The 26,068-nt window shown below is 47.4% G+C and carries 20 protein-coding genes; 6 read left to right on the top strand and 14 right to left on the bottom strand.

The genetic code is table 11. The annotated features are described in order from the left end of the window. Positions 1-69 precede the first annotated feature (69 nt). The 8 genes from QU597_RS03490 to QU597_RS03455 all read right to left on the bottom strand — a co-directional run bounded on the left by QU597_RS03490 (position 70) and on the right by QU597_RS03455 (position 10,914). Positions 70-942: a carbohydrate ABC transporter permease gene (locus QU597_RS03490; RefSeq protein WP_310831392.1), complete on the bottom strand. Its 873-nt coding sequence runs from the start codon at positions 940-942 to the stop codon at positions 70-72. 15 nt (positions 943-957) lie between these two features. After that, the gene (locus tag QU597_RS03485; protein ID WP_310831391.1) at positions 958-1,917 is read right to left on the bottom strand and encodes an ABC transporter permease; all 960 of its coding nucleotides are present in this window, start codon (positions 1,915-1,917) and stop codon (positions 958-960) included. A 268-nt stretch (positions 1,918-2,185) separates the two neighbouring features. Next, positions 2,186-4,471 carry a helix-turn-helix domain-containing protein gene (locus QU597_RS03480; protein ID WP_310831390.1) on the bottom strand — a complete coding sequence of 762 codons (2,286 nt, stop codon included), beginning with the start codon at positions 4,469-4,471 and terminating at the stop codon, positions 2,186-2,188. A 178-nt stretch (positions 4,472-4,649) separates the two neighbouring features. Next, positions 4,650-5,507 (bottom strand): formylglycine-generating enzyme family protein, encoded by an 858-nt coding sequence (locus QU597_RS03475; RefSeq protein ID WP_310831389.1) that lies wholly within the window; start codon positions 5,505-5,507, stop codon positions 4,650-4,652. Between the two features lie 118 nt (positions 5,508-5,625). Continuing rightward, a complete protein-coding gene (gene xynA, locus QU597_RS03470) occupies positions 5,626-6,261 on the bottom strand; it encodes an endo-1,4-beta-xylanase XynA (RefSeq protein WP_310831388.1) in 636 nt (211 codons plus the stop codon). 488 nt (positions 6,262-6,749) lie between these two features. Then, positions 6,750-7,502 (bottom strand): peroxide stress protein YaaA, encoded by a 753-nt coding sequence (gene yaaA / locus QU597_RS03465; RefSeq protein ID WP_310831387.1) that lies wholly within the window; start codon positions 7,500-7,502, stop codon positions 6,750-6,752. Between the two features lie 217 nt (positions 7,503-7,719). After that, entirely contained in the window at positions 7,720-9,882 is a 2,163-nt protein-coding gene (gene gnpA, locus QU597_RS03460) for a 1,3-beta-galactosyl-N-acetylhexosamine phosphorylase (RefSeq protein ID WP_310831386.1), read from the bottom strand. Between the two features lie 12 nt (positions 9,883-9,894). After that, positions 9,895-10,914, bottom strand: coding sequence for a glycoside hydrolase family 88/105 protein (locus tag QU597_RS03455; protein WP_310831385.1), 1,020 nt, complete (start codon positions 10,912-10,914; stop codon positions 9,895-9,897). A 236-nt stretch (positions 10,915-11,150) separates the two neighbouring features. Here QU597_RS03455 and QU597_RS03450 point away from each other — a divergent pair, with 236 nt between their 5' ends. After that, positions 11,151-12,092: a helix-turn-helix domain-containing protein gene (locus QU597_RS03450; protein ID WP_310831384.1), complete on the top strand. Its 942-nt coding sequence runs from the start codon at positions 11,151-11,153 to the stop codon at positions 12,090-12,092. A 160-nt stretch (positions 12,093-12,252) separates the two neighbouring features. Here the strand turns inward: QU597_RS03450 and QU597_RS03445 are convergent, their stop codons facing one another. The 3 genes from QU597_RS03445 to QU597_RS03435 form a co-directional block, all read right to left on the bottom strand. Then, a complete protein-coding gene (locus QU597_RS03445; protein WP_310831383.1) occupies positions 12,253-13,419 on the bottom strand; it encodes a DUF4317 domain-containing protein in 1,167 nt (388 codons plus the stop codon). Positions 13,420-13,592: 173 nt separating this feature from the next. After that, positions 13,593-15,692, bottom strand: coding sequence for a CAP and S-layer homology domain-containing protein (locus QU597_RS03440; protein ID WP_310831382.1), 2,100 nt, complete (start codon positions 15,690-15,692; stop codon positions 13,593-13,595). Between the two features lie 277 nt (positions 15,693-15,969). Then, positions 15,970-19,035, bottom strand: coding sequence for an EAL domain-containing protein (locus tag QU597_RS03435; protein WP_310831381.1), 3,066 nt, complete (start codon positions 19,033-19,035; stop codon positions 15,970-15,972). Between the two features lie 292 nt (positions 19,036-19,327). On the opposite strand from QU597_RS03435, the gene sstT reads away from it, so the two are divergent. Then, the gene (gene sstT, locus QU597_RS03430; protein ID WP_310831379.1) at positions 19,328-20,569 is read left to right on the top strand and encodes a serine/threonine transporter SstT; all 1,242 of its coding nucleotides are present in this window, start codon (positions 19,328-19,330) and stop codon (positions 20,567-20,569) included. Positions 20,570-20,701: 132 nt separating this feature from the next. Here the strand turns inward: sstT and QU597_RS03425 are convergent, their stop codons facing one another. Further along, positions 20,702-21,970, bottom strand: a complete 1,269-nt coding sequence (locus QU597_RS03425; protein ID WP_310831378.1) for a carbohydrate-binding domain-containing protein — start codon at positions 21,968-21,970, stop codon at positions 20,702-20,704. Positions 21,971-22,205: 235 nt separating this feature from the next. Here QU597_RS03425 and QU597_RS03420 point away from each other — a divergent pair, with 235 nt between their 5' ends. Genes QU597_RS03420 through QU597_RS03410 form a run of 3 tightly spaced genes read left to right on the top strand, consistent with a single transcriptional unit; the run spans position 22,206 to position 23,323 of the window. Then, on the top strand, positions 22,206-22,781 hold the full coding sequence (locus QU597_RS03420; RefSeq protein WP_310831377.1) for an NADPH-dependent FMN reductase: 576 nt from the start codon (positions 22,206-22,208) through the stop codon (positions 22,779-22,781). Between the two features lie 15 nt (positions 22,782-22,796). Beyond that, positions 22,797-23,039: a (4Fe-4S)-binding protein gene (locus QU597_RS03415; RefSeq protein ID WP_310831376.1), complete on the top strand. Its 243-nt coding sequence runs from the start codon at positions 22,797-22,799 to the stop codon at positions 23,037-23,039. A 2-nt stretch (positions 23,040-23,041) separates the two neighbouring features. After that, positions 23,042-23,323, top strand: coding sequence for a GNAT family N-acetyltransferase (locus QU597_RS03410; RefSeq protein ID WP_310831375.1), 282 nt, complete (start codon positions 23,042-23,044; stop codon positions 23,321-23,323). Between the two features lie 100 nt (positions 23,324-23,423). Here QU597_RS03410 and QU597_RS03405 read toward each other — a convergent pair whose 3' ends face one another. Beyond that, positions 23,424-24,581 (bottom strand): cobalamin-independent methionine synthase II family protein, encoded by a 1,158-nt coding sequence (locus QU597_RS03405; RefSeq protein ID WP_310831374.1) that lies wholly within the window; start codon positions 24,579-24,581, stop codon positions 23,424-23,426. 136 nt (positions 24,582-24,717) lie between these two features. Continuing rightward, the gene (locus QU597_RS03400) at positions 24,718-25,512 is read right to left on the bottom strand and encodes a hypothetical protein (RefSeq protein WP_310831373.1); all 795 of its coding nucleotides are present in this window, start codon (positions 25,510-25,512) and stop codon (positions 24,718-24,720) included. A 318-nt stretch (positions 25,513-25,830) separates the two neighbouring features. Between QU597_RS03400 and QU597_RS28740 the strand changes: the two genes are divergently transcribed. Beyond that, on the top strand, positions 25,831-25,923 hold the full coding sequence (locus QU597_RS28740) for a putative holin-like toxin (protein ID WP_369698837.1): 93 nt from the start codon (positions 25,831-25,833) through the stop codon (positions 25,921-25,923). The last annotated feature ends 145 nt before the right edge of the window (positions 25,924-26,068 follow it).

The raw sequence follows: 26,068 nt of genomic DNA, 5'->3' as shown, positions 1-26,068 counted from the left end.
TTTGCCTCCCTTTTTAGATAGAGCTATATATAACGGAAATGGACGCTGGCCCGCTTCCGGTTATACCGTTTATCCCTTGACGGCCCCGATCATCATTCCCTGTACGAAGTACTTTTGCACGAAGGGATAGATGCAGATGATAGGCAACGAAGTGAGTACCATCGCCGTCGATTTGATGCTTGCGGCAATTTGGCTGGTCTGATCGGAGGATGCACCGATTTCTGTCGGACTGACGGCGTTGTCGATAATTTGCTTCAGGTACAGGGCGACCGGCCATTTCTCCTTAGACTGCAGATAGAGCGATGGTCCGAACCAGTTGTTCCACATACCTACCATGACGAACAACATAATGGTTACCAGAATAGGCTTCGATAACGGAAGAATGATTCTCGTAAAAATCCCGAACACACCCAGACCATCGACACGTCCCGCCTCTTCCAATTCATAAGGCAGGCTGGCAAAGAACGTCTTCATCAGAATGACATTGAAGGCGCTGATCGCCCCCGGAATGACAATCGCCCAGATCGTGTCTCTTAGTTCCAGTGTCTTCGCAATCAGGATGTAGTTGGGGATGAGCCCCCCGCCAAAATACATCGTAAACAGCACGAACGGGATGAAAAACTTATTGAGCCGCAGCTTATCTTTGGACAGGGGATAGGACATGACCGCTGTCGCCGCGACGGAGATAAACGTGCCGGTCACGGAATACACAATCGTATTCCAGTAGTAATGGAAGAAGTCAGGCTTGCTTAAGATGACCTCATAGGTCTTGGTCGTAAATACAACCGGAAATAGCGTCACCTTGCCGGCATAGATGGCAGCTTCCGAACTGAAGGACTGTGCTACAAGATAAACAAACGGATACAAGGTGAAGATGACAATCAGCGTCATGAATAAACCGTTTACAATGGTAAACATACTGAAGGATGCACTTCTCTTCACAGGGACGGCTCCTTTCTACCACAGGCTGGATTTTGTAGTTTTTTTCGATACAGTGTTGGCGATCGTCACCAGAACTAGTCCAATAATGCCTTCGAACAAGCCCACGGCTGTCGCATAGCTGAAGTTCCCTCCAGTGATCCCCATCCGGTACACATAGGTGGAGACGACGTCGGCCGTTTCATAGGTTAACGGGTTGTACAGCAGCAGGATTTTCTCAAAATTGGAACTCAGAATGCTGCCGATATCCAGAATCAGGAGCACCATAATCGTTGGCAGAATACCCGGAATCGTGACATGCATGGCGAGCCGCATCCGGTTCGCGCCATCAATCTTAGCTGCTTCATAAAGTGAGGTATTGATGCCGGTCATCGCTGCCAAATACAGAATCGTTCCCCAGCCCAGGCTTTGCCAGACGCCGGAGGTGACATAGATCACCGGAAACCATTCCGGCAAGGAGATGAACGAAATCTTCTCTGCTCCGATAGAGGTCAATAGACTGTTCACCGGCCCCGTTAGGGAAACCACCTCTTTTACCATCCCGGCTACAATGACCATGGATATGAAGTGGGGAAGATAGGATACGGTCTGCACGAACTTCTTCCACTTAATCATCCGTATCTCATTCAGCAGCAATGCGAACAAAAGAGTGACCGGGAATTTAACCACCAGGTAACTCACGCTCAGGGTAAGATCATTGAAGAATGCTCTCCAGAACGTCGGGTCCTTCATGAACATCTCGAAGTATGTAAATCCCACCCATTCTGATCCGAAAATATTAGGCCCGCCTCTGTACTTCCGGAAAGCAATAATGTTCCCGGCCATCGGTGCATACTTGAAAATAATAAAATAGATTACCGGAATGACAAGAAACGAATACAGCTTCCATTCTTGCTTCACATGCTTCCAAAGCGGGATTGTATCTGCATGCTTAAGCCGGGCGGGGCTTGCATGCTTGGCTTTTACCGGAACTGCCATGTCATCATCACTTCCTTACGATTAATTCACACTAATGATGTAACCGTTTACTATAAATGAGGTATTAGCGCTGCAGGTGGATGTTTACCGCGCCGCCTGCTCCATCAATGTACCCGGAGCCGCTCCAGGTCAGCAATGTTCAATAACAGAAATGATGTACGATACCCGGCAAATGGCGGTGGACATCTTGAACCGGATGAACTTTTTTGCAAATATGCGGTTTAAAAAGCAAAAACAGATGGCCTCCGAAGATTCGGAAGCCATCTGTTTATTGGATCATTTTGTATTTGCCCGGTGTAATCCCCTCATACTTCTTGAACACCCGGATAAAAGCATGACTGCTGGCGAAACCAACTCTGGCCGCCGTCTCATCAATGCTTGCCCCCTGCAGCAGCAGCACCTTAGCGGCTTCTATGCGCGTCTGGCTGATGAAATCGTGCAGTCCGGTCTGCCCTGTCTGCTCGCGGAACAACCGGGAGACATACTGCGGCGTCAACCGGAAATGATCTCCTATCAAGGACACGCTTAGTTCCTTATCGGCATAGTTCTCCTGTACAAAGGCGATAACCTTCTCACCAATCCCCGCATTCGTCTGCAGGCTTGACTTGCTGCGAAGCGCCTCGCATACCCGGTCGAAGAGTCCGAGAATTTCCTGCTCAAATTCCAGCTTCGTTGAACATGATAACAGCCGCTTGAGCGGCTTCCATTCATCCCAGGCAATCCCTGTCTGCTGCTGGTCAGGAATTGCCTTGATCAGGGTTGTCGCTACATCAAGCAGAATACACTTCGCGATTTCATGCGATCTTTCTTTTTGGAAGGCTTGCTCGATGATGTCCAGGATCATCTCTCTTGCTTTACCGAATTCATCAGCCTTTAGGAAATTGATCAGCATCATCTGGTCGTTGACCGTGAAGAAATAGCTGCTGCTCTCCCCCGGCTTGATGCTTCCGTACCAGATCAGCTTCCCTTCGCCCCGCACAATGCAGTACTCCTGGGCTTCCAGTGCCTGAAGAAAGGCCAGATGTACACCCTCCAAGCCTGTCTGCAGCTCACTCCCCGCTGTAGTGAAGCAGAGCTTATACCGGAGCGCAATGAATTCATTGGCCTTGGTCAGATCTGCCTCGATGTCGTCTTTCCAATGCTCATTGCCCTGTGGATCAATATTCACGACCGCCGCGAGCATACCGTCAACATCGGTGAAATGAATCGGCGACCGGTTGCCGATCACATCAGCCACGATATTAGACACAATAAACTGTGATAAGGCCAGATCATGGGGCCCTGCTCCGCCGCTGTCAATATAAAACAGCAATACTGCGAATTGATCAGCCGGCCAAGCGAACTTGTACGTTTTGGCCAGCTCCGTTAACGGAACATTCCGGTCAGCCTGTCCCTTCAGCAGTCTTCCCAAATAGTAATTCTGCAGCACCCGCAGCTGCTGATCATGCTTGCTATGGATATCATCCCGTTCGCGGATTGTCTCCAGCACACTGCGGCGGATAAACGTATATTCGTCCAAATATTTAGCGGTGCCCTGCGCCGGATTCCGGGAAAAGACGCTAACCAATTCTTTTACCGGATTGTAGTTTTTGCGGGCGAAATAATAGATAACCGCGCTGCCGATCGCAAAGCACAGCAGCAGCCCCAGCATATTCATCGTCTGAATCCCTCCGGCCTGCTCCCAGAAAACCTCGGTCGGAAACACACTGATGTACTTCCAGCCAGTCGTATCGGAGGATTCGATTGTGATCATCGATTTGACACCCTGGAATGTGCCGGTAAAGGTACCTGTCCCCCGATCGTTCCACTCCTGGTAGGCTGACGGTTCAATCATCGGTTCTCCGGCATTCTGAATCATGATCTGACCCTTCGTATCCATAATGAATACCTGGCCCCGCTCGATCCAATCGATGTTCGACAGGATCGTTGTCAGCTTCTCAACATTGAGCGGTATGATAAGCGCGCCGGCCAGATCGGCAGTCGTCTGGATCGGTAAGGAACGGACATAGAACGGTGTATAGGTAACCTTCTGATCCTGGTTTTTGAGCGGAAGCAGCATATACTCCCCCGGATGATGCCGGTTTAACAGCGCTTGCCAATCCTCATACGCAAACGTGTCCGTCTGCAGCTTCATCTCATAAAAAGACTGTTCCTTTATATACGTTTCACTGGAAAGAACCGATTGTAGAGGCTTCGAATACAGGTTAATCTCCTTAATGAAATTGTTCGCGGAGGTCATTTTGTTCAGTTCCTGCTTAAGTCTGTAAATCCTGTAAGCGCTCTCCTTTGTCGATGAAGAAAGAAGTGCTTTAACCTCCGAATGAACGGCCAGTTGTGCCGCCAGACTCTCTGTCTGCAGCAGCTCGCTGTCCACGATATATCTTACCTGCTGGAGCATTGCTCCGCTTGCCAGCTTAATTTCATTTTTTACAATGCCCCTGGTTTGGCCATAAATAATTACACTCAGAATAACAGGTATGCACAGAATCACCGCATACGATAGAATTAAGCGAAAAACCACGCTTTGTGTGAAGTGACCCCTTTCCAAATTCAAATGCCCTCCCCCTCATTCCCTTTTTTGTACATTTACCATCATATATGAAATCTATAGAGGCTTCCTATGTACAAATTGAAACCTGCATGTACAGTTTGTGTACTTGCCGGGGATTCTTTGATTTTACAGGAACAACAGCAGGAGACGAATTTCTTAGCACCAAGGCAGGATTATCACATTACTCACTGCGGAGCACACGGAACCCCTGATCAGGACCTATGCCGCTTCCCTCAAACTTCCCTCGGAAAGCGGACTCGTTATTATTGACGCCGCCAATCCAGCCCCCGCCCTTCACAACCCGGTAAGCACCTCCTGTACTATCCGAATCCCCGTACCAGTTCCAGCACCATTCCCTTACATTCCCTGACATATCGTAAAGCCCCAGCTCGTTTGGCTTCTTGATGCCGGCAGATTTGGTTGCATTATTGTTGTTTTCTATGATGGGCCAGTTCCATTCTCCGGATAAATATTGATCCCCGGCATTTCTCCAATACCAGGCGACTTCATCGGCATTGTTGCTTCCGCTGTAGGTGTAGCTCTTGCTCAACTGGCCTCCGCCTGCAGCATATTCCCACTCCGCTTCTGTCGGCAGCCGGTAACCATTCACTCCCTCGTTGACCGTTACTGTCCACTTTATATTATCGTTGCTGCTCTTATTCTCCGGATCTTGTGTATCCTTGTCTATATTGTAGTAAGGTTCCAGACCTTCTTGTATACTCCGGCGGTTACAGTACTCCACTGCGTCATACCAGCTTACCATTTCTACTGGCAGATTACCGCCTTGGAAGTGGGACGGGTTACTCCCCATGACTTCTATCCACTCTTGCTGAGTTACCTCATATGGGCTGATATAAAAATCGGCCAGGTTTACATTTTTCCCATAGTAATTGGACTTGGTGTTTATAAAGCTCCCGCCCTGGACGAATACCAGGTTATCCTTGGATTCAGGCTTTTCGTTCTTATCAGGCTCTGCCTGCGAACAAGCGGTGATAACGCCTATGACGGCTATGATAAAGAAAATCAATAATTTTCTCATGGATAGATCCCCTTTAAGCAGAATGGAAAAGGTTAATATATTAGGCCCCCGGCTGTGTGGCCGGCAGGCCCTGGTCATATCAATGAAACTGTCTGCTGCCCTGCTGGCAGCTGAACGGTTACCACACCGTTACGTTAGAACTCCCGCTGCTTTGATATCCCTCGGTCGCCAGCACCTGGTAAGACCAGCTGCTGCCCAAATTCATCCCGTAATTCTTCCATGCGTTCACGTGGTTGCCAAAAGTGATGGCAACGTTACTTCCGGTCGCTCTTTTCGACTGCCGTACACTCCAGAACTGGGTGAAGGTTGCTGTTCCGTCAATGGAAGGGGCGTTGGTTCGTGTGGCTGTATAAATATCGTATGTGCCTCCATCACTGGTCACGGTCCCTTTATAGGTTCCGGTAGGTCTGTAAGTACCCCAGCTATCCACAACGTAGTATTCGATCAGGGAGTTTCTTGTCCATCCATAGAGAGTCAAATACCCGTTGCCGGATGGTGCCCAGACGCCTGCATTATAGTTGATGGTTCTAGTAGGTGATCCGGTAGTCCAGCCTTTACCAACAACAAAATTCCCGGTATTTGACCAATTCACACTGTAGTTTCCGCCAGATCCGTTCGTAGCATTTACTGTCCCGCCGCCATCGGTCCAATTTTGCCAATAGTCTGTCGCTGCACTTGAAGTTGCTGCAAACAAGCTGAAACTCATTGAAGCTGCAAATAAGGCCGTTAATAATTTCTTATTAAATTTAAACATACCCTTACCTCCTAAAATGTTTTGTTGTTGGTTACTGCTTACCTGTACACTACTTACCGGGTGTTGCCACTTACTGCTCATAACTTACTGATCTACTTCCAAAAACCTGCTTCCGCCTCCTTTCCGAGTAAATTATAATTCGTAAGCGCTTACAATACAGTTAGCAAATTAAAGATTTAATCCCAATTTTTATAGAAGTTGTCCATCTAATTGGATAAAGCCCAAAATAAAAAACCGTCCTGTGAAAGGACGGCTCTACATAAGAGCAGCAAACCGGAATGCTGGAAAATCTCTATTTACAGCTTGAACAATCTATGAAAAGACTGACCGCCACATTCTTTGTCATGATTATGGGCATCTCTCTGGTGTTTGGCCTTAGGACACCGGCTAATCCTGGCATCGTAAGCTATGGGGGCAGCTACCCTAATAGGCTCATCGTAAACAGCACCATTACTTTTAATTAATTCGAGTGGATGTCCGTATCCATACTACTTGCCCGTTTGTTGTATAAACACATAGGTGCTCTCACTCGACAACTCATCAGCATAACCAAACTCTAGTCCGGTAAAGCTCTTAATCTCCTCCACATGCCGGATTTGCCGTTCGGCCATGAAGCGGACCATTTCACCTCTGGCCATCTTGGCGAACGTCGCTTTTTCAACCACCTTGCCGCCGATTTCCTGCCCGAACACACAAGTAACCATCCGGACATCTTCGCCCAGATAAGGGGAGATACATTTGCTGTATTCCTTGGAGGCTAAATTCAGAATGCACTTACTCTCCGAGAAAAGCTGATCCGCCAGCCTTCTGTTCCAAAACCCATAGAGCGAACTGAAGCCGGGCCCGGCCAGCTTAGCCTGCATTTCCAGTCTATAGGGAACAACCCCGTCAAACGGCCGGAGCATCCCGTAGAACCCGGACAATATCCGCAAATGCTCCTGCAGGTATTCCAGCTCGTCCATTTGCAGCACACCTGGTGCCATATATTGATATTGAATTCCTTCGTAGGAAAAAAGCGCCGGTGTCAGGTTCCGGGTTAGCTCCATATCCCGAATCCGCTCAAGATTCAGCGTGGCGATAGCATCATTGCATTTCCATATGGCTTTTAGTTCCTCGTAGCTCATTTGTTGTAAAGCGGCCAGCAGCGTCTCCGATTCGCTTAGAAATTGCGGCATCTGGCGCTCCGTAAAGATATCTGTGTCTGTCTTCATCTTTTTGGCAGGCGAAATAATGATTCTCATGATACTCCCTTTTCTACTCCCCCACGGGGATAATAAATGTCTTCTTATCCTATCACATTTTCACTCTCATCGGCTTCTATTCATCATTACCAGCAGAGAGAGGCTCACCGCAAAAAGCTCAAGCCTGGGGCATACAGCCGCGGGCTTGAGCTTTTCAATAGTTATTATAGAGATTGACTTTGAGATCTTATTATTTAGGGTTTGACCGTGACTCCTGCTATTCACCGATTGTAGTAATCACCGTATCATACGGGGCCAGCTCCAGCGTCTGCTGGCCGTACTCCGTCTCAACGGAGGTCTTCTGCGGCTCAGCGCTGTTGTTAATCACGACTAGCATCTTGCTCTCCGGATAATAAGCGCACTCTGTGTAGAGGTTATCCGTGATGTACTTGTTGTCATTCAGCTCATTACCCGCATAACGGATCAGGTTCAGCAGCAGTCTGGTATTCTCCAGATTGAATTCGAACGAAGGAAGGTAGATTCCCTTGCCTTTCCCGAAGGCATTCGTGGACAGTGTAACTCTGCCGCCGGCTTGCTGTACTACTGATGCCGCTCCATCGGTAAGATAGATCCCCTGCTTGGCTTCAATGCTTGCGCCTTCAGGCAACAGGCCGAGCTCATCCTTAGCTTCAAAAGCCCATCTGCCATGGACGACTCTGGCGCCGGTATCCTCATCCACACCAAGAACATGGGCCATTCTGAAGTAGGTGTCATAGCCTTCAACGGCGGAAGGCTGATTAACCCCGATGAACGTGCCGCCTTCGTATACCCATTTGGTCAGAAGGTCTACAACCTTGCTGTCCTTCCAGTGCCTACCGCCGCTCCAGGCTGAACCCGCTGCACCGGCATTGATCACTACATCTACGTTCTGCAGGACTCCTTGACGGATATCCTCGAAGTCAATAAACTGCACTTCCACCGGCGACCCGGATAAGGCTTCATTGATATGAATCAGGTCATGCATGAATGTTTCATGGAAATGGCCGGACAGCGTCCACGATCTCAGCTTGCCCCAGCTGTGCAGAACCGCTACCTTGGTCTTCACCTGATACGGCTTGCCCTGGTGATGCAGCTCCTTGATCTCCCTGAATTCATCAGCAATCTTCTCGATATAGTCGCAGAAATCCGGATAAGGCTCGACCAGGTGCAGGTACCCGCCCAGTCCGATCCGGTCAATCGGCTCGCGGAGCAGTGCGCGCCGGATGTTGATCCAGTATTTCTTGGCATCCAGGGTAGGGTCCCCGCCCTCCATAAAGGTAGGCGCACCGCCCAGCCCCACCGGGAACAAATAAGGATGCAGCCGGATCTCATGCGTATCCACTTTTACCCCTGAGCACATCCGTGCTTCATAGCCGGAGAATACGCATTTGATCATCCCGTCGAAGCCAAACTCTCCGAACCGGTCATTATAAGGCTCCATACCGACCCAGCTGTCATCGTAGAAAACATACGCCAGCTTGCCGTGGTTATGTACAATGTCAATGAGCTGCTTGCTGAAGCCGATCACAAAGTCATTAATAAAAGCCATCCAGTCGAGCTTATGCTGCTCCGCTGGAATATGACTGACACGGTATTTCCCGCCGTTTACGAAGTCCTCAGCCGTCAGCGGGTAGCCATATTTTTTGGCGAACAAATCTAGCGCTCTGGCACTCACCGTAAAATCATAGGAGCCCCAGTCCGAGAACAGATGGCGGTTGCGCTCACTGCTGCCCCAGATCCAGGCGAAATTATAGAATAGCGAGGTAAAGCGGACAACGGTAGTTTCCTTATGCTCAGCGCACCATTTCTCCATCCAGTCCAGCATGTACGCCTGCGTATCCGGATACATGGGATCTATCTGCATCAGATGCTCTTTGTCCCAGTTATTCGTGGTGTGGTTGTACATGGAGATCTCTTCCCAGATCCGGTAGGCCATGAAGCTGACTGTGTATTTATGCCAAGGCGTAATTCCGGTCAGGACCACATTCCCCGATTCGCGGTCATAATTCCATTGTTCTCTCGGAACCTCTTCTCCGGTCGTCCGGTCGGTAACCTGCCAGTATTTGAACGCTTCTTTGGAATCATTGACTCTGAACTGTTCCGCGAAGAAATCCTCCATCAGATAGACGGATAAGTAATCCTGCACCGCTACCTTCGGATTGGTGATCAGAAAACACTGCTGCAGTTTATCCAAATTCTGCGATGCCCACTCATTGTGATCTCTGATGATACAGATCGTAGAATAGATCCCGTATCCTGCATTAATAATTTCATCGGACAACTTCGTGCCGTCACTGTCACGGATAACATCGGCACCCCAGCGTTCCGCCAGTTCCAGGGTCAGTGCTTCATAACCGGATTCACCCGGCAGGGTAAAAGCGCCCTTAGTCGGTTTGGCCAACCTGTTCCCCTCCTATTTAATCATATCGGACAGAAAAGCAAGCGCTAAGCCTTGTCCCCAGCCCTGAATCCAGTCTTTCGGAATGTTGCGGTAGCCTTCGCGGTCCTTCATCACAGCAGTTCCGCCCGATACACCCAGTACCCGTCCATCTTCGCTGATATTCTCCAGGATGCCACCCAGCGCTTTCTGCACATATTTCGTATGCAGCGGATTGCCGTTATTGATCATGGCCGCGGCAATCCCGCAGGAGGCAGATACCTCTTCATAAGATTCCTCGTCATCCAGCACCGTCCGCCAAAGGCCGTTCTCTGTCTGCACCAGCTTCAGCGCCGCCAGCTGATCACGCAGGGAACACTCCACATCCATACACTGCGGATACAGATACCAGTCCTTCAGCAGTGGTTTGACCTGCGACATGGTATAAGCGCCCCAGGCATTGGCTCTGCCCCAGTACAATCCGGACATGTGATCCTGCTTCACATTGTTGTAGCCGTGGAACCAGAAGCCGGTGCTAGGGTCCTGCAGGTATTTGATATGCCAGTAATACTGATTGAGGGCATCCTGGATCATCGCCTGATCATTCAGCTTGCTTCCGACACGCAGCAGGAAAAATGCCGCCATAAACAGCGTATCCGCCCAAGCCTGCTCCGGAAAATCATTCGCGACAGATACGGTATGCTGCAGCACATTGTCTCCGAACCTCAGCGCATGATTCTGGAGATAATCCACCTTGCTCATCACAATATCCCAATATTTCTGGTTGCCGGTCTCTTCGTACAGCGTAATCAGCACATGGCCCATAGCACAGGTATTGACTGTCCAGTCCGGCAGGCCCAGCTCGATATATTCATCCGCCCACTGGATAAGCATATTCAGGTAATCTTTATTCCCTGTAGTCTTATAGGCTCTGGAAACTCCATAATAAGCAACGCCGCAAGGCCAGTCCCACGTTAAGTCCATAGCTAATGTTTTGCGGGTAACCTTGTCAATGACCTGTAAAATCTGTTCTCTGTCATAATCCAATTGAAGCATTCTTATTCCCCTCTCGTCCGCACACGCCCCCAAAGGCGATTGAGAGCCGTCCGTCTTATTGTAAACGCTTTATAGTTTCTATTGTAAGCAGTATAATGGTATACATCTAGGCACATTCGCAGCAAAACTGCGCAATTTCGACTATTTATCCAATCCAATTTATATAGTTGAAATTTTACCTATTGTTCACCTATAATCAACTCAAATTCTCGTCATGGGAAGAGGAGCAGCCGAACATGCCCAGTAAAAAGAAACCCGTCATCGAGTACCGCCACTACAGCCTGCCGATCAATTTCCCTGTCCTGCTGTTAAGCGGGGAGCGCTGGAGGATTTCGGATATCAAAAGCGAGCATCTGCATTTCCATAACCATTTGGAGATTGGCATTTGCTATTCAGATGGCGGCATTATGGAGATCAAAGGAGAAGCCGTCCCTTTTAAAGCCGGAGATGTCACCGTTCTTCCCAGATATCTTCCCCATACCACGTACAGCTCGCCCGGTACCGCCAGTCTGTGGTCCTATCTTTTTTTCTCGCCGGAGGAGCTGTTTCAACCCTCTCTTAAAAGCGCTTACAACAGCTTCGAGCCGAACCTGTGGCGGATACAGGGAAAGAACTGTATTTTGAACAAGGAGCAATACCCAAAGGTCCATTCTCTCGCTACCTCGGTCGTAGAGGAGTTGAAGCAGCAGAATCCATACTATCAGGAAAGTGCCTACGGCTTATTGCTGTCTCTCTATATAGAGCTCCTTAGAATCCATTCCACGAACGAAACGCTGACTGAACAAGATACCGAGCATCATCTAAAAGGGGATTTTGTCATCTCTCCGGCGCTGGAGTATATCACCAAAAACTACATGGCCCCCATCACCATCGATTACCTGGCCGAGCTATGCCACTTAAGCACCACCCATTTCCGCAGAAAATTCCATGAAATCATGGGCACGGCGCCTCTCGATTTCCTGAGCAGCACCCGGATTGAGGAGGCCTGTAAGCAGCTTAAAAGCACGGATGCTTCCATTCTTTCGATCTCCGAGCAGGCAGGTTTTCATTCCATCTCCAGCTTCAACCGCAGCTTCTCCCGGCTTATGGGCACATCGCCCAAGGAATGGCGTAAAGGCGCGCAATCTGAAGCGCAATCGGCGAAGGCATCGATTTTGGAGTTTACGGGATGGGTGTGAGGCACAAAAAGAAATAGACCGCCCCTGGTCAAAGGAGACGGTCTATTTCTGCCTAAATCCTATATCAAGCCTCCGCTATTAAAAGCGGCTGTTGTAAACGGAGAAAGTCGTGTTAGCGCACGGCTCTCTTTGCATTGTACACTGTTTCTGAGTCGAGTAATTACAAAATTTCCGTACTAAGCGTAAAGCCCTCGATCACAACATCCTCGTCAACCTCGATCATAATGCAGCGTTTCCCCTGATAATTCACCTGCTTCAAATACCGCAGATCCTGCGGGCTGACGGAAATGGTTGCCACCTTGGTCTCGATCTTAATCGACTTGGTCGTAAATTTCGGAATCACGCTGCTTGCCTTCATTTCGTAGTTCCGGTCGTCGATGACCGTTTCGAAGGCCTGCTCCACCTTTTCAGCCGTCACATTCTCTACGCCGCTCACCTTCAGGACGCGTTCCACATCCTTGAAATCCAGCGTAGGCGGCTCTTCCTCCCCTGCGGCATCTTCGATAACCTGCTGGATCTGCTCATACACCTGGGCAATAGTCGTCGTATCGAGCTGTTCACCGGCCAATTCCTTCACGATGTCCTCGAAATAGGCTCTCTCTTCCAGCGCTGTTACTGATGTCTCTGCATTCAAGACCTGCTCAATGAAGTGCGGGTCCGGAAAATTAGATTTTCCCGTGCAATATAGAATGCGGTTCACATCCGAATAGTTGTCCGTCACACTCGGATAAAAGAACCCCTGCTCCGGCGAGCTGAGCTTAACAATGGGATCGACGATAACATTATACTTGAACTCCCGCTCCACATAATCGAACATGAGGTTTTTACGCTGCTGTTCCGTAGAATTCACGCTGCACAGGATAAACTGATGCGCAAACGTCTCGTTCTTCTCACTCTCTTCCGCTTCATCATTTCTGGCCTTAGTCGGCCGGTGATACTGCCCGCGGACGAAGGTAATCACTGTGTCCTTTTCATATTTGGTATCGGCCAACATCTTATCCACCAGCATCAGCATCAGGTCCTGCCATTCCTCCGGATCACCTGTCACCAGGCCTTGGTGAAGCATGACCTTTGTCGGCTCCTCAGCTTCCTCCTGAAACTTCAGCTCGAACAGCTTATGGTCAAGCTCGCCAGTCAGCAGTTTTTTGAAGTTGCCCATATAGAGCTCCTGCTTCTCTCTGTCCACCATACCAAACGGCAGGCGCTCCCAATGATAAACCTCGCTGCTGTCCTTCATAATATAGACGTTAAGGATATCGTATAGGCTCAGCAAATCATGATCCAGCTTAAACTGCTTGCGTATGTGCGCTACTTCTTTTTTATTCATAATGGATTCGGGGCTCCTTCAATAAGTTATGACTCTATCCAGTATAAAGGATGGGGACGAATTTATCTAAGTATCTTGCAGCGTAAAAAATACCCATAGCAGATCGCTACGGGTATTCACTGGGGAGCATTTCTCCAGGTTTAAGAGAGTGCAGAAGTTCATCGTCTAACTACTCAGCTGTTGTAGGAGCCGGGGTATTTCATAATATTCATCGTGTTATATTGTATATTCAGATAGAAACTCCCTTGGGGTGTTGTAAAATACAGATTCAAACCCTCTTGTTCATAGGGCCCGCAATCTGCCTGGAAATTCCCTTCACTGTCTAAGGTTACAGTTGCACCTTCCAGCATTTTTCGGGGCTGTTTCTGTGTCTGCACACGCACTTTGAGCGTCTGGCCGGCAAATTGTGTGAATTTCCCTTTAACGGTAAGTGTATGATCTTCCTTGAATTTCGCAAAGAAGGTCCGGTCTTCGAGCGTAACCGGCTCGGCATACACTTGCTTAGGAGGAAGCGCCGGCAAACTTGAAGCTGGCGTTGCACTAACCGGACGCCCCCGAAGTTCACTCAGCTTGGGCCGCAAATACTGGAGGATCTGTGCAGCCTCAGCACGGGTAATCCATTTCTCCCCTTGATAGCCTGCCAGTGAAAGCTCTGTTTCACATTGTACATAATCCTTACCAAGCACAAGCTTCACAGCATCATTGCCTTTGACATTCAGCCCGTCTGCGGCAGCGATAATCTCTGCGATTTTTAACCGGGTGATCCGGCTATCCCTTGCACTCAGATTGGATAAACCATTAAGCGGGAAATTGCGGTCCTTGGCGATCAGGTAGGCCGCGTCAGCCCAATGCTTTATTTTAGCAGGCTTATAAGCATCAATATTGACATTATATGCCCTTAGCAGCATGGTCCAGAATTCAGCCTCGCTTACTGCGGCCTCAGGTTTGAAAAGTCCCTTTCCGGCTTCAGACATGACGCCTGCCCGAAGCGCCCATTCTATGGCCGGCAGCGCCTTGTTCCCCGTAATGTCCGTCAGCTTAGCCGGGTCAGCCGCAGGGTAGACTTTTGTTTTGAATTTGGGATACACCTTTACTTTTACTTGTGAAGATACGGCCCCGGAGGATGCAGTAAGGAGATAATCTCCTGATTTGGCCCCCGCGATAGCCCCGGTGGAGGAAACCGTGAGGCCGTTACTTTTGTTAACAGTATATTTAACCTCACTGCCCGGCAGCAACTCTGATGTTCCATCATCATATCCGCCTTCAATCTGAAGCTGGAATCCACCGCCTTCATTGATCACGATTTCCTTATAGACCGGGATCAGCTCCGTTAGAACATGCCCTTTTCCGGTTGTGAACGACCATACTTTCTTGAGGGTATCCGCAGAGTCTTCTACCTGATATTCCAGAGATACAGTGTACCCGTAATACCCCTTCAATACAGTTTTGGGAAAAAGATACAGATCATCTCCCTTCACTTCTTCATAAAAAGGAATCTCCGTTCCCTTCTCATCGGTTATTACCGCTGTATGCGAAGTCATATTCTTAACGGTATTGGCAGATATAATATAACCCGAGTGTTCGGCTGCAAACTGGCTAAGCGGATCGGGAATTTCGCCTCCATAGAACCCGACAGGAACACCGGTCTGCTGATCGTAGGGGTACACTGTAATCCCCACCTGCTGGCTTTTGCCGGGACCTCCGGCATCCAGAACTGTCGTCCCCTGAGCCAATCCAATTCCGATCTCAGTATAGCTGGGATCTAGAATAATGGAACGGTGATAGGCCGTATTGAGCCAGCTTTGAATCGCTGCTACACTGCTGTTTTGACCAAAATGCATCACTTCTCCGGAAGCATACCCCAGTGAACCTGAGACCCAGCCAGCCGCCTTCATCCGTTCCAAGGACGACTTCCCCGTATATCCGGGCTTTCCCGCAATTTCGGAGTGGGCGCTTAATCCCGGAAGGTCTGCTTGATTGGCATTATAAAATTCAGCATGCGCTATAGCCGCTTTGGTAATGGCTGCATTCAATTTAACAGGCGGAACACCAGCGCGGGTGCGCACCTCGTTGAGGAAGTTCAGACCTTCCAGCTGATCTGAAGTATACCCCGCTTCCCCACTAGCTGCATCTGCTGCAACAGTAAGACTGCTTCCATTCCATAACCCTGTACTTATAATTCCGGTGAGCAGGACGAAGAGCAAGACACGCTGCAACAAGCGCATACGCTGGCTGGGAACCGCCTGACTTCGTCTTTTTCTGACATTTAGCATGATTATCCCCCTTTTTATAACTATAGTCATTCGACGATTTTCAATATTTTTCCTTTAATTTAATCTTTGAAATATAATGAGGCGATAAGGAAACCGCACAGTATTACTTGGAGCAGCTGAATTTAAAATACGGAGCCGAGAAGCGCTGGGCGATATTCGAAGAGAAATATAAAGCAATTTTTGCTGAGTACTGAATTGGAATGGGCTACCGGTAAACAGACAAAAGAAGTAACCATGACTAGGCAAAAGAAATAGAGGGGCTTAGGGCCCCTCTTTATTATTTCCTTACCAAAATCCCCTCTACCTCCGACGCAGGCATAGGTTTATAGAAGTAATACCCTTGGATCTCATCGCATTTATAGGTGTTAAAGAACTCAACCTGCGATGCGGTTTCCACCCCTTCGGCAATTACCTGAAGCTCCAGGTTTTTGGCGAGCTGAATGATCGTTTTTGCTATGGCTTCATCCTTGTTCCCTGTGGAAATACCGCGTACAAACTGCATGTCAATTTTGATCCGGTCTACAGGCAATGTCTTTAATCGGCTTAAGGAAGAGTATCCGGACCCGAAATCATCAATGGAAATGTTCACTCCCAGTGCCTTCAACTCATGAAGCACATGGACAATATCGTCTTCCCCGTCAGCTGCAGCACTTTCAGTGATTTCCAATTCAAGATATTTTGCTTCGAGGCCCGTTTCATTTAATATGCCGCCAACAATGCTAAGCAGATTCCGCTCCTGGAACTGCACAACCGATAGGTTCACTGCCATGCGAATGGACGGTAGCCCCATCACCTGCCACTCCTTAATCTGCCGGCATGCTGTCTCGAGAACCCACTGGCCAATCGGGATAATCAGCCCGGTCTGCTCTGCCAGGGGGATAAAGGTCGCCGGTGAAATCATTCCTAACTCCGGGTTATTCCAACGGATCAAGGCTTCAAGCCCCACGATTTCCCGGGTTGAAACACTCACTTGCGGCTGATAGTACAGCACGAATTCATTTCTTTCCAGTGCCCTGTACAGGCTGTTTGTCAGCTGCGTTTTTTGGAGCACCTTTTCTTTCATGGCTGGTGAGCATAAGGTGTACTGGTTCTTGCCCTTTTCCTTCGAGGCGTACATCGCCAGATCGGCATTCTTAATCAATTCCTCTGTACTTTCGCCGTCTGTTGGATATACTGCAATCCCTGCACTGGCGGTAATGAAAAATTCCTGGCCTTTGACAATGACGGGTTGAATGATCGACCTCATCATTTCTCCGGCAATCTTCCTAATATCCTCTACCCGGTCTATTCCTGTGAGCTTGATCAAAAATTCATCCCCGCCAAAACGTGACACCATATCATGTTCCCGCAAACAACCGGATAGTCTGGCTGCCACTTGTTGCAGCATCTCATCTCCACCCAGGTGGCCTATGGTGTCATTAACGGATTTGAAAGAATCCAGATCAATGAAAAGCACACCAATGAGATTGCCGGTTCCCCTGGCTAGATGGATCGCTTGTTCCAGCTGTTTTTTAAACAAGGCGTGGTTAGGAAATCCTGTCAAAGCGTCATAATACGCCATGTAGCTGATCTCTTTTTCAGCCTCCACTTTTACAAGCGCATCTGTCAATAAGTTGGCCAGGATTCTCAGCAGTTCCTGATGATTAGCCCCTAAGGATTTCACCGCCTTGACGGATGCAAAGAACAGAATCCCCATAATGTTGCCTTTATTTCTTACCGTAATGGAGATCAGCGACTTCATCTGATGAGACTTGAACGTCTCAATTTCCGCTCCGGCTTCTGGCGGCAGCATGTCCACGTCTATTACATTTACCAGATCACTGTTTAGCATCTCGTTCATCCACCATGGAAATGCATCGCCGGTCAGCTTAGGAATCATGTCCATCGCGGATTCAACGCCTTCATTGCACCATTCATACATCTTTTGATGTTCAGTTAAATGAACGAAAAAAGTCCGGTCTACCTGAAAGTGCCTTCCGCTCAGCTCTAACAGTTCATTGATTTTTTCATCCAGGTTGGATTCGGTAACCTTAACAAAATCACCGGACATTTGAGAAACCATCTTCTGAAACCTGATTTGTGCTTCATTTTCCTCAAGACGCTGAAGGTATACCCGGTTGACAAAATAGGCCAGCCAGAGGGTGATGCCTAAGATACCAATCCGAGCAAGATGATCCGACCCATCCACCTGGACCATTGTTTTCGGTATTTTCACCCAAATATAGATTTGCGTAATCAGAATTGAAACGCCTATCCACAAGATCATCAGCCGCTTATTGAAAAGAACGGAGAGCATCACAATAATAAAAGGCGCCGCCCATACGGTAATACTTGCCGAATCTATAAAGTTAACCGCGATCAGAAGGATGGACGCTAACATAATAAGAATGAACATGTATTCTTTATAATCTGCTTTAATGGGCAGAAATTTAATAATGGTTAGCAGTGCCCCTATAGCAAAAAAGAAAAAACTGAACAATAAAACAGCGTGGAAATGAGGGACTTTCTGGTTAAAAAAATACTGTGCCGCGAAATTCAGCATCCCTCCAATGATATACACGAAAGACATGATTTTTATAAATCTGTCCATGTTGACTTCACTCAATATCTTCCCCGGTTCAGCCTGGTCACTTTTTTTCATCCCCATGAGCCCATACCGTTTAATGGCATAGAAAATCGCTGTTGTAGGCAAAAGTAGAATAATAGGTGCCACTTGGATGACTTTATAGGATGTATATGTATTTATAATCACATCTGTCAGGGTTGCCAATATCGTAGCTATGGTACATGAAGATATCAACAGATAAGCCAGTTTTTTCTTTAAAGGGTCTTCCGTCTTTCTCCCCCAAGCCCAGAGCAGCAACAATACCCCAAGGATAAAACTAACGTAATACAGGTTGAAATATACATTCGCCCAGTCGTTCACTGAAACATTAGCCCAACCCATTGCAGTATTCACCAGCTTGTAATGTCCCCTGGCGGTATCACTATAACCAAACACAAAAACGTTCACCACCACTGGCAGGTACAGTAGCACATAAATCCATTTGGTTTTTAGAATTTTATTTCGCTCCGTCAGAATGAGACAAGAATGCAGCAGTAAGCTGTATAAGGTTCCCCAACCGACTGATGTCAATCTTCGCCAAAAGATAGCAGTTTCATAGTCCGGCGCTGAATTAGCAATAGAAAAACAAAATGCCCATACAGAAACAGATAGAAATACTGCTGAAAAGACCCTATTTAAACTGTTTCTAGTGTTGATGGATAGCGTGTATATTCCCAAAATAAAATAAATAGCAAACGCAATAAAAAAAACTAAAGAAAAAATAGATGTTAATGACAAAATTGGCCCCTCCATTTATCCCCTGCAGATCATGCTTGCCAGAGAGAAACCTTTAGTATTATGGCTACATCTATATTTCGGTAAAAAAACGACTTCCTATTAATATCAAATGAGCATCAGACTGGTGAATACTAGTGAGTAATTCACAGTTATTCCCACTCTCACACAACCGGTAAGTTTCATGATAAACTATGCTAAATATAATCGCCTTAACATAGTAAAGCAGCTATGCATCAACATAGTAAAGCGACTGGGCTTAGTTATATTTCCATATTGATACCGGAGGGAATACATGAACGCATTATTGCTCAAGTGGAACCAAGTAAGCCTAGTACAACGAATTTTTATAGGGATCATAGCTGGTATTGTCCTGGCTTTAGCGATACCTAATGCAACAGGGATTGCCATTTTCGGCTCCTTGTTTGTATCCGCCTTAAAGGCCGTTGCCCCCGTATTGGTCCTGCTCTTAGTAATGACAGCTATCTCCCAGCACAAAAAAGGCCGCCAAACGAATATGAAGTCCATTCTTGCTCTGTATGGTATTAGTACATTTTTAGCGGGATTGCTTGCGGTTATTGCCAGTTTTGTATTTCCGGTGACCTTGTCGCTGGTAACGGGAGCGAATGACCTGACTCCACCTGATGGGATTGTCGAAGTGCTTAAGACGTTGCTATTCAACGTTGTCGACAACCCGGTAAGCGCCCTTATGAATGCTAATTATATCGGAATCCTGACTTGGGCTATCGTTCTTGGAATGGCTTTGAAAAATGCAAACGATAGTACCAAAAACTTGCTTACGAATTTCTCGGATGCTGTCTCACAAATCGTCAAATGGGTGATCAGCCTGGCACCTCTGGGCATCATGGGCCTTGTGTTTGATTCCATTACAGCCAACGGGCTTTCATCCCTGCAGGATTACGGCAAACTGCTTCTTGTTCTTATTGGATGTATGCTACTTATGGCGCTTGTGGTGAATCCATTAATCGTCTATCTGAATATTCGCAGAAATCCTTATCCGCTTGTTCTTCATTGCCTGAAGGAAAGCGGGATTACCGCCTTCTTCACCCGCAGCTCTGCTGCTAACATTCCTGTCAACATGAGCTTATGTGAAGAAATGAAGCTGGATAAAGATACGTATTCGGTATCCATTCCATTAGGGGCTACAATTAATATGGCGGGTGCAGCGGTTACGATTGCTGTCTTGACCCTCGCTGCTGTCCATACCGTTGGCATTGAGGTGGATTTTGGTACGGCGCTGATCCTAAGTATCTTATCGGCTGTAGCTGCTGCAGGTGCCTCCGGTGTTGCCGGCGGGTCGCTCTTATTAATTCCTCTGGCATGCAGTATCTTCGGCATTCCGAATGATATAGCGATTCAGGTCGTTGGCGTAGGTTTTATTATTGGTGTATTGCAGGACTCTTGTGAAACGGCCCTTAATTCATCTTCCGACTTACTCTTCACAGCAACAGCCGAATATGCAAAGAAACGTAAAGAAGGCAAAAAAATCGAGATTCTCACGAGAAAAAGTGCATAAGAACTAAGATCAACAAAAACGCCCGAAAGACCCTGTTCATTCAGGGATCTCTCGGGCGTTCATCTTATGATTGACTATGCATATACGGGATACAGCCGGTTATGATCAGAGCTTTGGGCCGTGACTTCAAAATTAATGGCCCATTCCTCCACCGCCGCCCATTCCGCCCCGGCCTCCGCCGCCACCGCCGCGTGATACCGTGATTTCAGTGATTTGTTCGCCATTGACTGTGACAGTCCCGCCGTTCAATTGAGCTGTACCATCCGCATCAAAGGCGGAAGTGGCTTCTACGTTAATGGTTCCTCCATTAATCGAGATATCACCGTTGGCATCAAAAGCGTCCGTATCCCCGCTGCCCATAGTTACTTTAATCGTACCGCCATTGACAACAATCGATGTATCCTCAGTAACTTTCGGTGTGGCGTTGATGCCGTCATCACTCGCATACAAGGTGATCTGGCCGTCATTCACGATGATATTATTTGCCTCGATACCTTCTACAGCAGTCTCAATGGCAATGGTGCCGCCATCAATTTGCACAAGGTTGTTGGCCGTGACGGCATCGTCGGCAGCGTTGATATTTAATGTGCCGCCTTCAATGTAGATATTCCCAAGAGTCGCATCATCAGCATTTTCGCTATGCAGGGCATCCTTATCCGTATCGATTGTAACTGTTCCATCATTGATCAGAATGGCATCATTGGCCTCTATTGCATCCGCTGCTGACTGAATGGTATACACGCCTCCAGTGATTTTGAGATCATCCTTGGAAGAGATACCATTGCCTTGACTTGATACAATATCTAAGGTGCCGGTTCCATTCAGGGTTATATCTGCTTTTGAGAAAATGACCGCATCCAGATTGGTCTCCCCATCCGCTACATAAGTTCCGGATACCTCCATGTGGTTCTCACTGTCCGTGGATGTAACGAATACTTTATCCGCTGCCTTCACATAAATGGCAGGTGAATCATCATTCGTGATACTGACACCATCAAGGACGATCTGAACCTTTGCATCATCGGGCGCATCAACCGTTACCGTTACATTTTCTACATCACCGCTTAGGACATATACGCCTTCCTCACTCAGTGTCACATCCTGATTGCTTACCAATTTCATTTGTTTTGCCGCAGTAAGATCTGCCGTCTGTTCTAAATCCCGGTCACTGAACAATTCTGCTGTGTCTTGAACGGAAGTTTGTGCCGTTGACGTTTCTGACGTTGACGATGTTGCTGTGTCTGCTGACGGTGCGCTTGACGATACTGCATGACTTGCTGTTTGCGTAGCTGCAACCGCAACCTCGCTGCTGACCTCTGCCTTAGAGCATCCTGCGATGGATACGGCTAGTAATGCGGCCAAAGTAACGACACTTATGCTTTTGATCTTGTTGGTTTTCATTAATAAACACTCCTTGTATTATCAGTTGAAATTATTGTTTAGAAAAAGGTATTGCTTGATTTAGATAAATCTTAACGCAGAATACTTAAACCAAACTTAAATGACCAATCAAAACAAAACATTCTAGTTGTACATTGTTTGTTCACATTTACTAGCAGGCTCTTTAACGATATTATAAGAACATACCAACTAGATTCTAATGCGTAGATGATACCAAGAGAAGGGAAGCGTTAGAATGAGCGAAAACAAACTCACCATCACTGCCATATGTGGAAGTCTTCGTGAAGGTTCTTTCAATAGAAGAGTGTTAAAGGCTATGGAAAAGCTTGCGCCAAAGCATTGGGAGATTCAACACGTTGACTTATCGATGATTCCACTTTTTAATTCGGACATCGAAAGCCAAGGCGACCCCCAGTCCGTTGCCGAATTTAAAGAAAGCATTCGTCAAGCGGACGGTGTACTGATTGTCACCCCTGAATACAACATGGGAATCCCGGGCGTTTTGAAAAACGCCTTAGACTGGGCTTCGCGTCCGGGTAAAAGCTCAGTGCTGATAGAAAAACCTTTTGCGATAGCAGGTGCTACTCCGGGCGGTGGGGGGACAGCTCAGTCACAAGCCCAGGTAAGGCAGACATTGCTTGCCATGAATGCCTATACGATGCCGGGTCCGAAGGTTCTCATCGGCAGCGTTCACGAAAAAATGAATGAAACCACCGGAGAATTAGACGACGAATCAACGCTTCGCCATTTGGAAAGATTTCTGACTGCTTTCGAAGAATGGATCTTGGTCTTTAAACAAACTCAAAAGTGAAAGATGTGAAAAATAATGACTAAGCAGAAGTTATACTACGGTAAAGATATCGAGGTAATGTTTAATTCGGAGGTATGCACTCATTCCGGTTATTGCGTAAAGGGCCTCCCTGGTGTTTTTGATTTAAGCAAACGGCCTTGGATTAATCCCGATGCTAACACTGCGGAGGCAATTGCCCGGCAGATTGACACATGTCCAAGCGGAGCACTGACGTATAGACGTCTGGACGATGAATATTCAACACAGAAAGAGGGATGAACATGCATATTGTAGATCATCAACCTGCTAATAAAAGATTTCTTATTCGAGATAACGGTACTGCTGCTGCGGTAATGACGTATGTAATCTCAAGTCCGGAGCTTTACATTATTGATCACACCTTAGTCGAAAATGCTTACCGGGGACAAGGGCTTGGCGATAAGCTTCTCAAAGCTATGGTGGAATACGCGCGGGAAAACGGTATTAAGATTATCCCCTTATGCCCGTTTGCCAAGGGACGATTCGAACGTATCTCCGAATACGCAGATGTTCTCAATAAATAATCACTAATCATATGGTTATGACAATAATAAGAGAGAAGAGCCTGAGGGTACGAGATTTCTTCGTCCCCCTCAGGCTCTTCTCCTATCTTTCAATCGATTATTAACCCCAATATTGCAGAGCAATCTGTTGTCCTTGGTTAATCTTCGCCCACTGTTCAGCTTCCGTTAATTCATTGCCGCCATCGCAGGACGCAAACCCGCATTGATGAGATAGCAATAACCGGTCCTTATCAATAATTTTTGAAGCTTCGTCCAGCATTTGAACTACACGGGCCTCATCGTCTAGCGTACTCGTTTTGGAAGACAACAAGCCAAGTACAATTTCCGTCTCCGGCTTATCCTTGAACACTGCAAGCGCCTCAAGGGAGCCTGCACGGTCATCATCCCATTCCAGGAAAAAGCGGTCGTATTTCAGCTGCTTCAGGAACAGATTCGCAATCTTCGCATAGGAGCCGCCGCCCATATTACGGGAATCATAGTTACCGCGGCAGTTATGCGTCCACATTTTGAGGCCTAAGCTATGCCCGTAATCAATGATGGTGTTGTTAATATCAATGAATTCTGCAGCCAGCGCCTGGACTTCCTCTTGATTGATGTTCTCGCCGGTATATGGAGAGTTCGGGTTATCATCGGCAAACAGCTCCCATAAGCAATCGTCGGATTGCAGGATTTGTCCTCCGGCAGCAGCGAATTCCCCGACGAAATCCTTATAAGCCTTAACCAGACCGTCTTTAAGCTCATATCTGTCCTTATAAACAGCCTCTGTGCCGCCAATGTTATCCGACCAGGATAGCTCCCCAAAAATGTGGGATGGAGAAGGCACGCACAGCTTGGTTTCCCGGTCGCCTGCAAGAGCTTGAAGCTTTTTATAGGCATCAATAAAATGATGGTTCGTTCCGCCCAATTCACCTGTAATACGCAGACCAATATCTTTTCTGGTCTCGTATTTCGATGTTCCATCTGTATCTCTGAAGAAATACCCATGATCCGCAATATAGCGCTCAATCCCCTGGAAGCCCCAGACAAAGTCCAGATGCCACATCGATTTGGAATATTCCCCATCTGTAAGAACGGACAAGCCATTGTTAATTTCTTTATCGACTACAGCCTGGATCGCATCCGCTTCACACTGCTCATACCCCTGAAAGTCCTGGTAAAAAGGATACTGGATATCATCCCGATGCTCAATCTGATGTTTATATTCTAATAAATCCGCCGGACGCAGCAGGCTGCCTACGATTTGAAATCTATTGCACATAATAATTCCTCCTCAATCTATCGCATATCTTGCTATTGCTTAGATTCTAGCATGGAGGAATGTTATCTAGATAACACTTAAAAGTGATATCTGGTTATAGGTAAAAGGTATAGTGAAGGTCACAGGCTTAGATAATTTACAAAAATGCACCAAAATAAAACTCCAGCGCTTCCTGAGAAAAGCCGTCATCCCCCTGCCACTCCGCCATAGAGTTGTAATCAGAACTCCCGCCTCTGCCCTTACGGGGTGTATCACGCGGTACCAGTAGTCCGGCATAGCCCCATATCTCCATCATCACATCCCGTTCATTCTTACTGGAGGGAACCACGTCCTTCCACCGCTTCTCCAGCATCCGTGCACTTTCATGGTCCGCACAATCCCGAATCGCTTCTAGCATTCCTGAGAGTAAGGCTACATCCTCGGCGGTACTCTCGAAATGTTCCTCCTTACTGAATAATTCGAGATCCAGCCAGCAATATAAAAGCCAGTTCAGGCGAATCCCGCCCCATTTGACCCGTTCGAAATTTAGCACATTTAGATCCTCATTTATATAGTCCCTATCTGACATCAGTCCGTGAAAATCACAATCCCCGCAGTTGCTGTAATTTGCCCGGACTGAACTACGCTGCTCATAGGTATGCACAGGTAAACCGGAAGTCAGGGCCCAGCTTGAAAGGGCACTCCGCAAATGGACTTTTTTCGTCGACAGACTGTGCAGGAACGCAGCAGCTACCCGCTCCTTGGTGATCGTTTGATGCAGTTCATGCAACCGACGGATGATCTCGTCATGAGTAATGGTCACAGGATCGAACATCAGCCCTTTGCTTTTGGCATAGTCAAAATCCTCCCCGGCAAAGGGTGCCGGAGTGCCCTTCCAGCCGGCAGAAGTCCAGAAGGTGTTCATTAGGATTTTTTTAGCTTTTTGATCCATTGGTTCACTTCCTTTAAACATTCAATAAGTAATCATGGTAATGTTCGCAATCATCCGTCTCTATGGTACATTATCTCCAAATATTCTAGAGATTTAGTTCTATAGATTCTCTGCAATCACCTGCTTGTTAGACGCTTATGGCAATGGTATGCAGATAGAATAAAAACAGAAAAAAGACGCACAGCCGACTCAGCCGAAACGTCTAATTGAGGCGAATTATCACGAATCGCCAAGTATTCAATATTTTCCATTCATGGTATAATCGCAGAAGCGATAGAAAGGCTTATATGGGCGGCCGGCTAATCTCCCGGAAGGGAGGTGACGCCAGTGGAGGTATACCAAGCATTGACGCTAATGATTTCGTTTGCGACTCTGGTTGTGTTGATTCTATCTTTCCACAAAAAGAAATAGGCCGCCCCGGTCAAAGGATGCGGTCCTATTTCAATGGATAACCTTTTAAGCCTCCGCCCTTAAAAGCGGCTATTGCGCAGAGAGTCGTGTTACCAGCACGGCTCTCTTTGCCATTGTACGCTGTTTCTGAGTTCATTATACCATG

Source organism: Paenibacillus pedocola, assembly GCF_031599675.1.
Taxonomy (GTDB): domain Bacteria; phylum Bacillota; class Bacilli; order Paenibacillales; family Paenibacillaceae; genus Paenibacillus_AQ; species Paenibacillus_AQ pedocola.
This window is presented reverse-complemented; position numbering and strand designations above follow the sequence as displayed.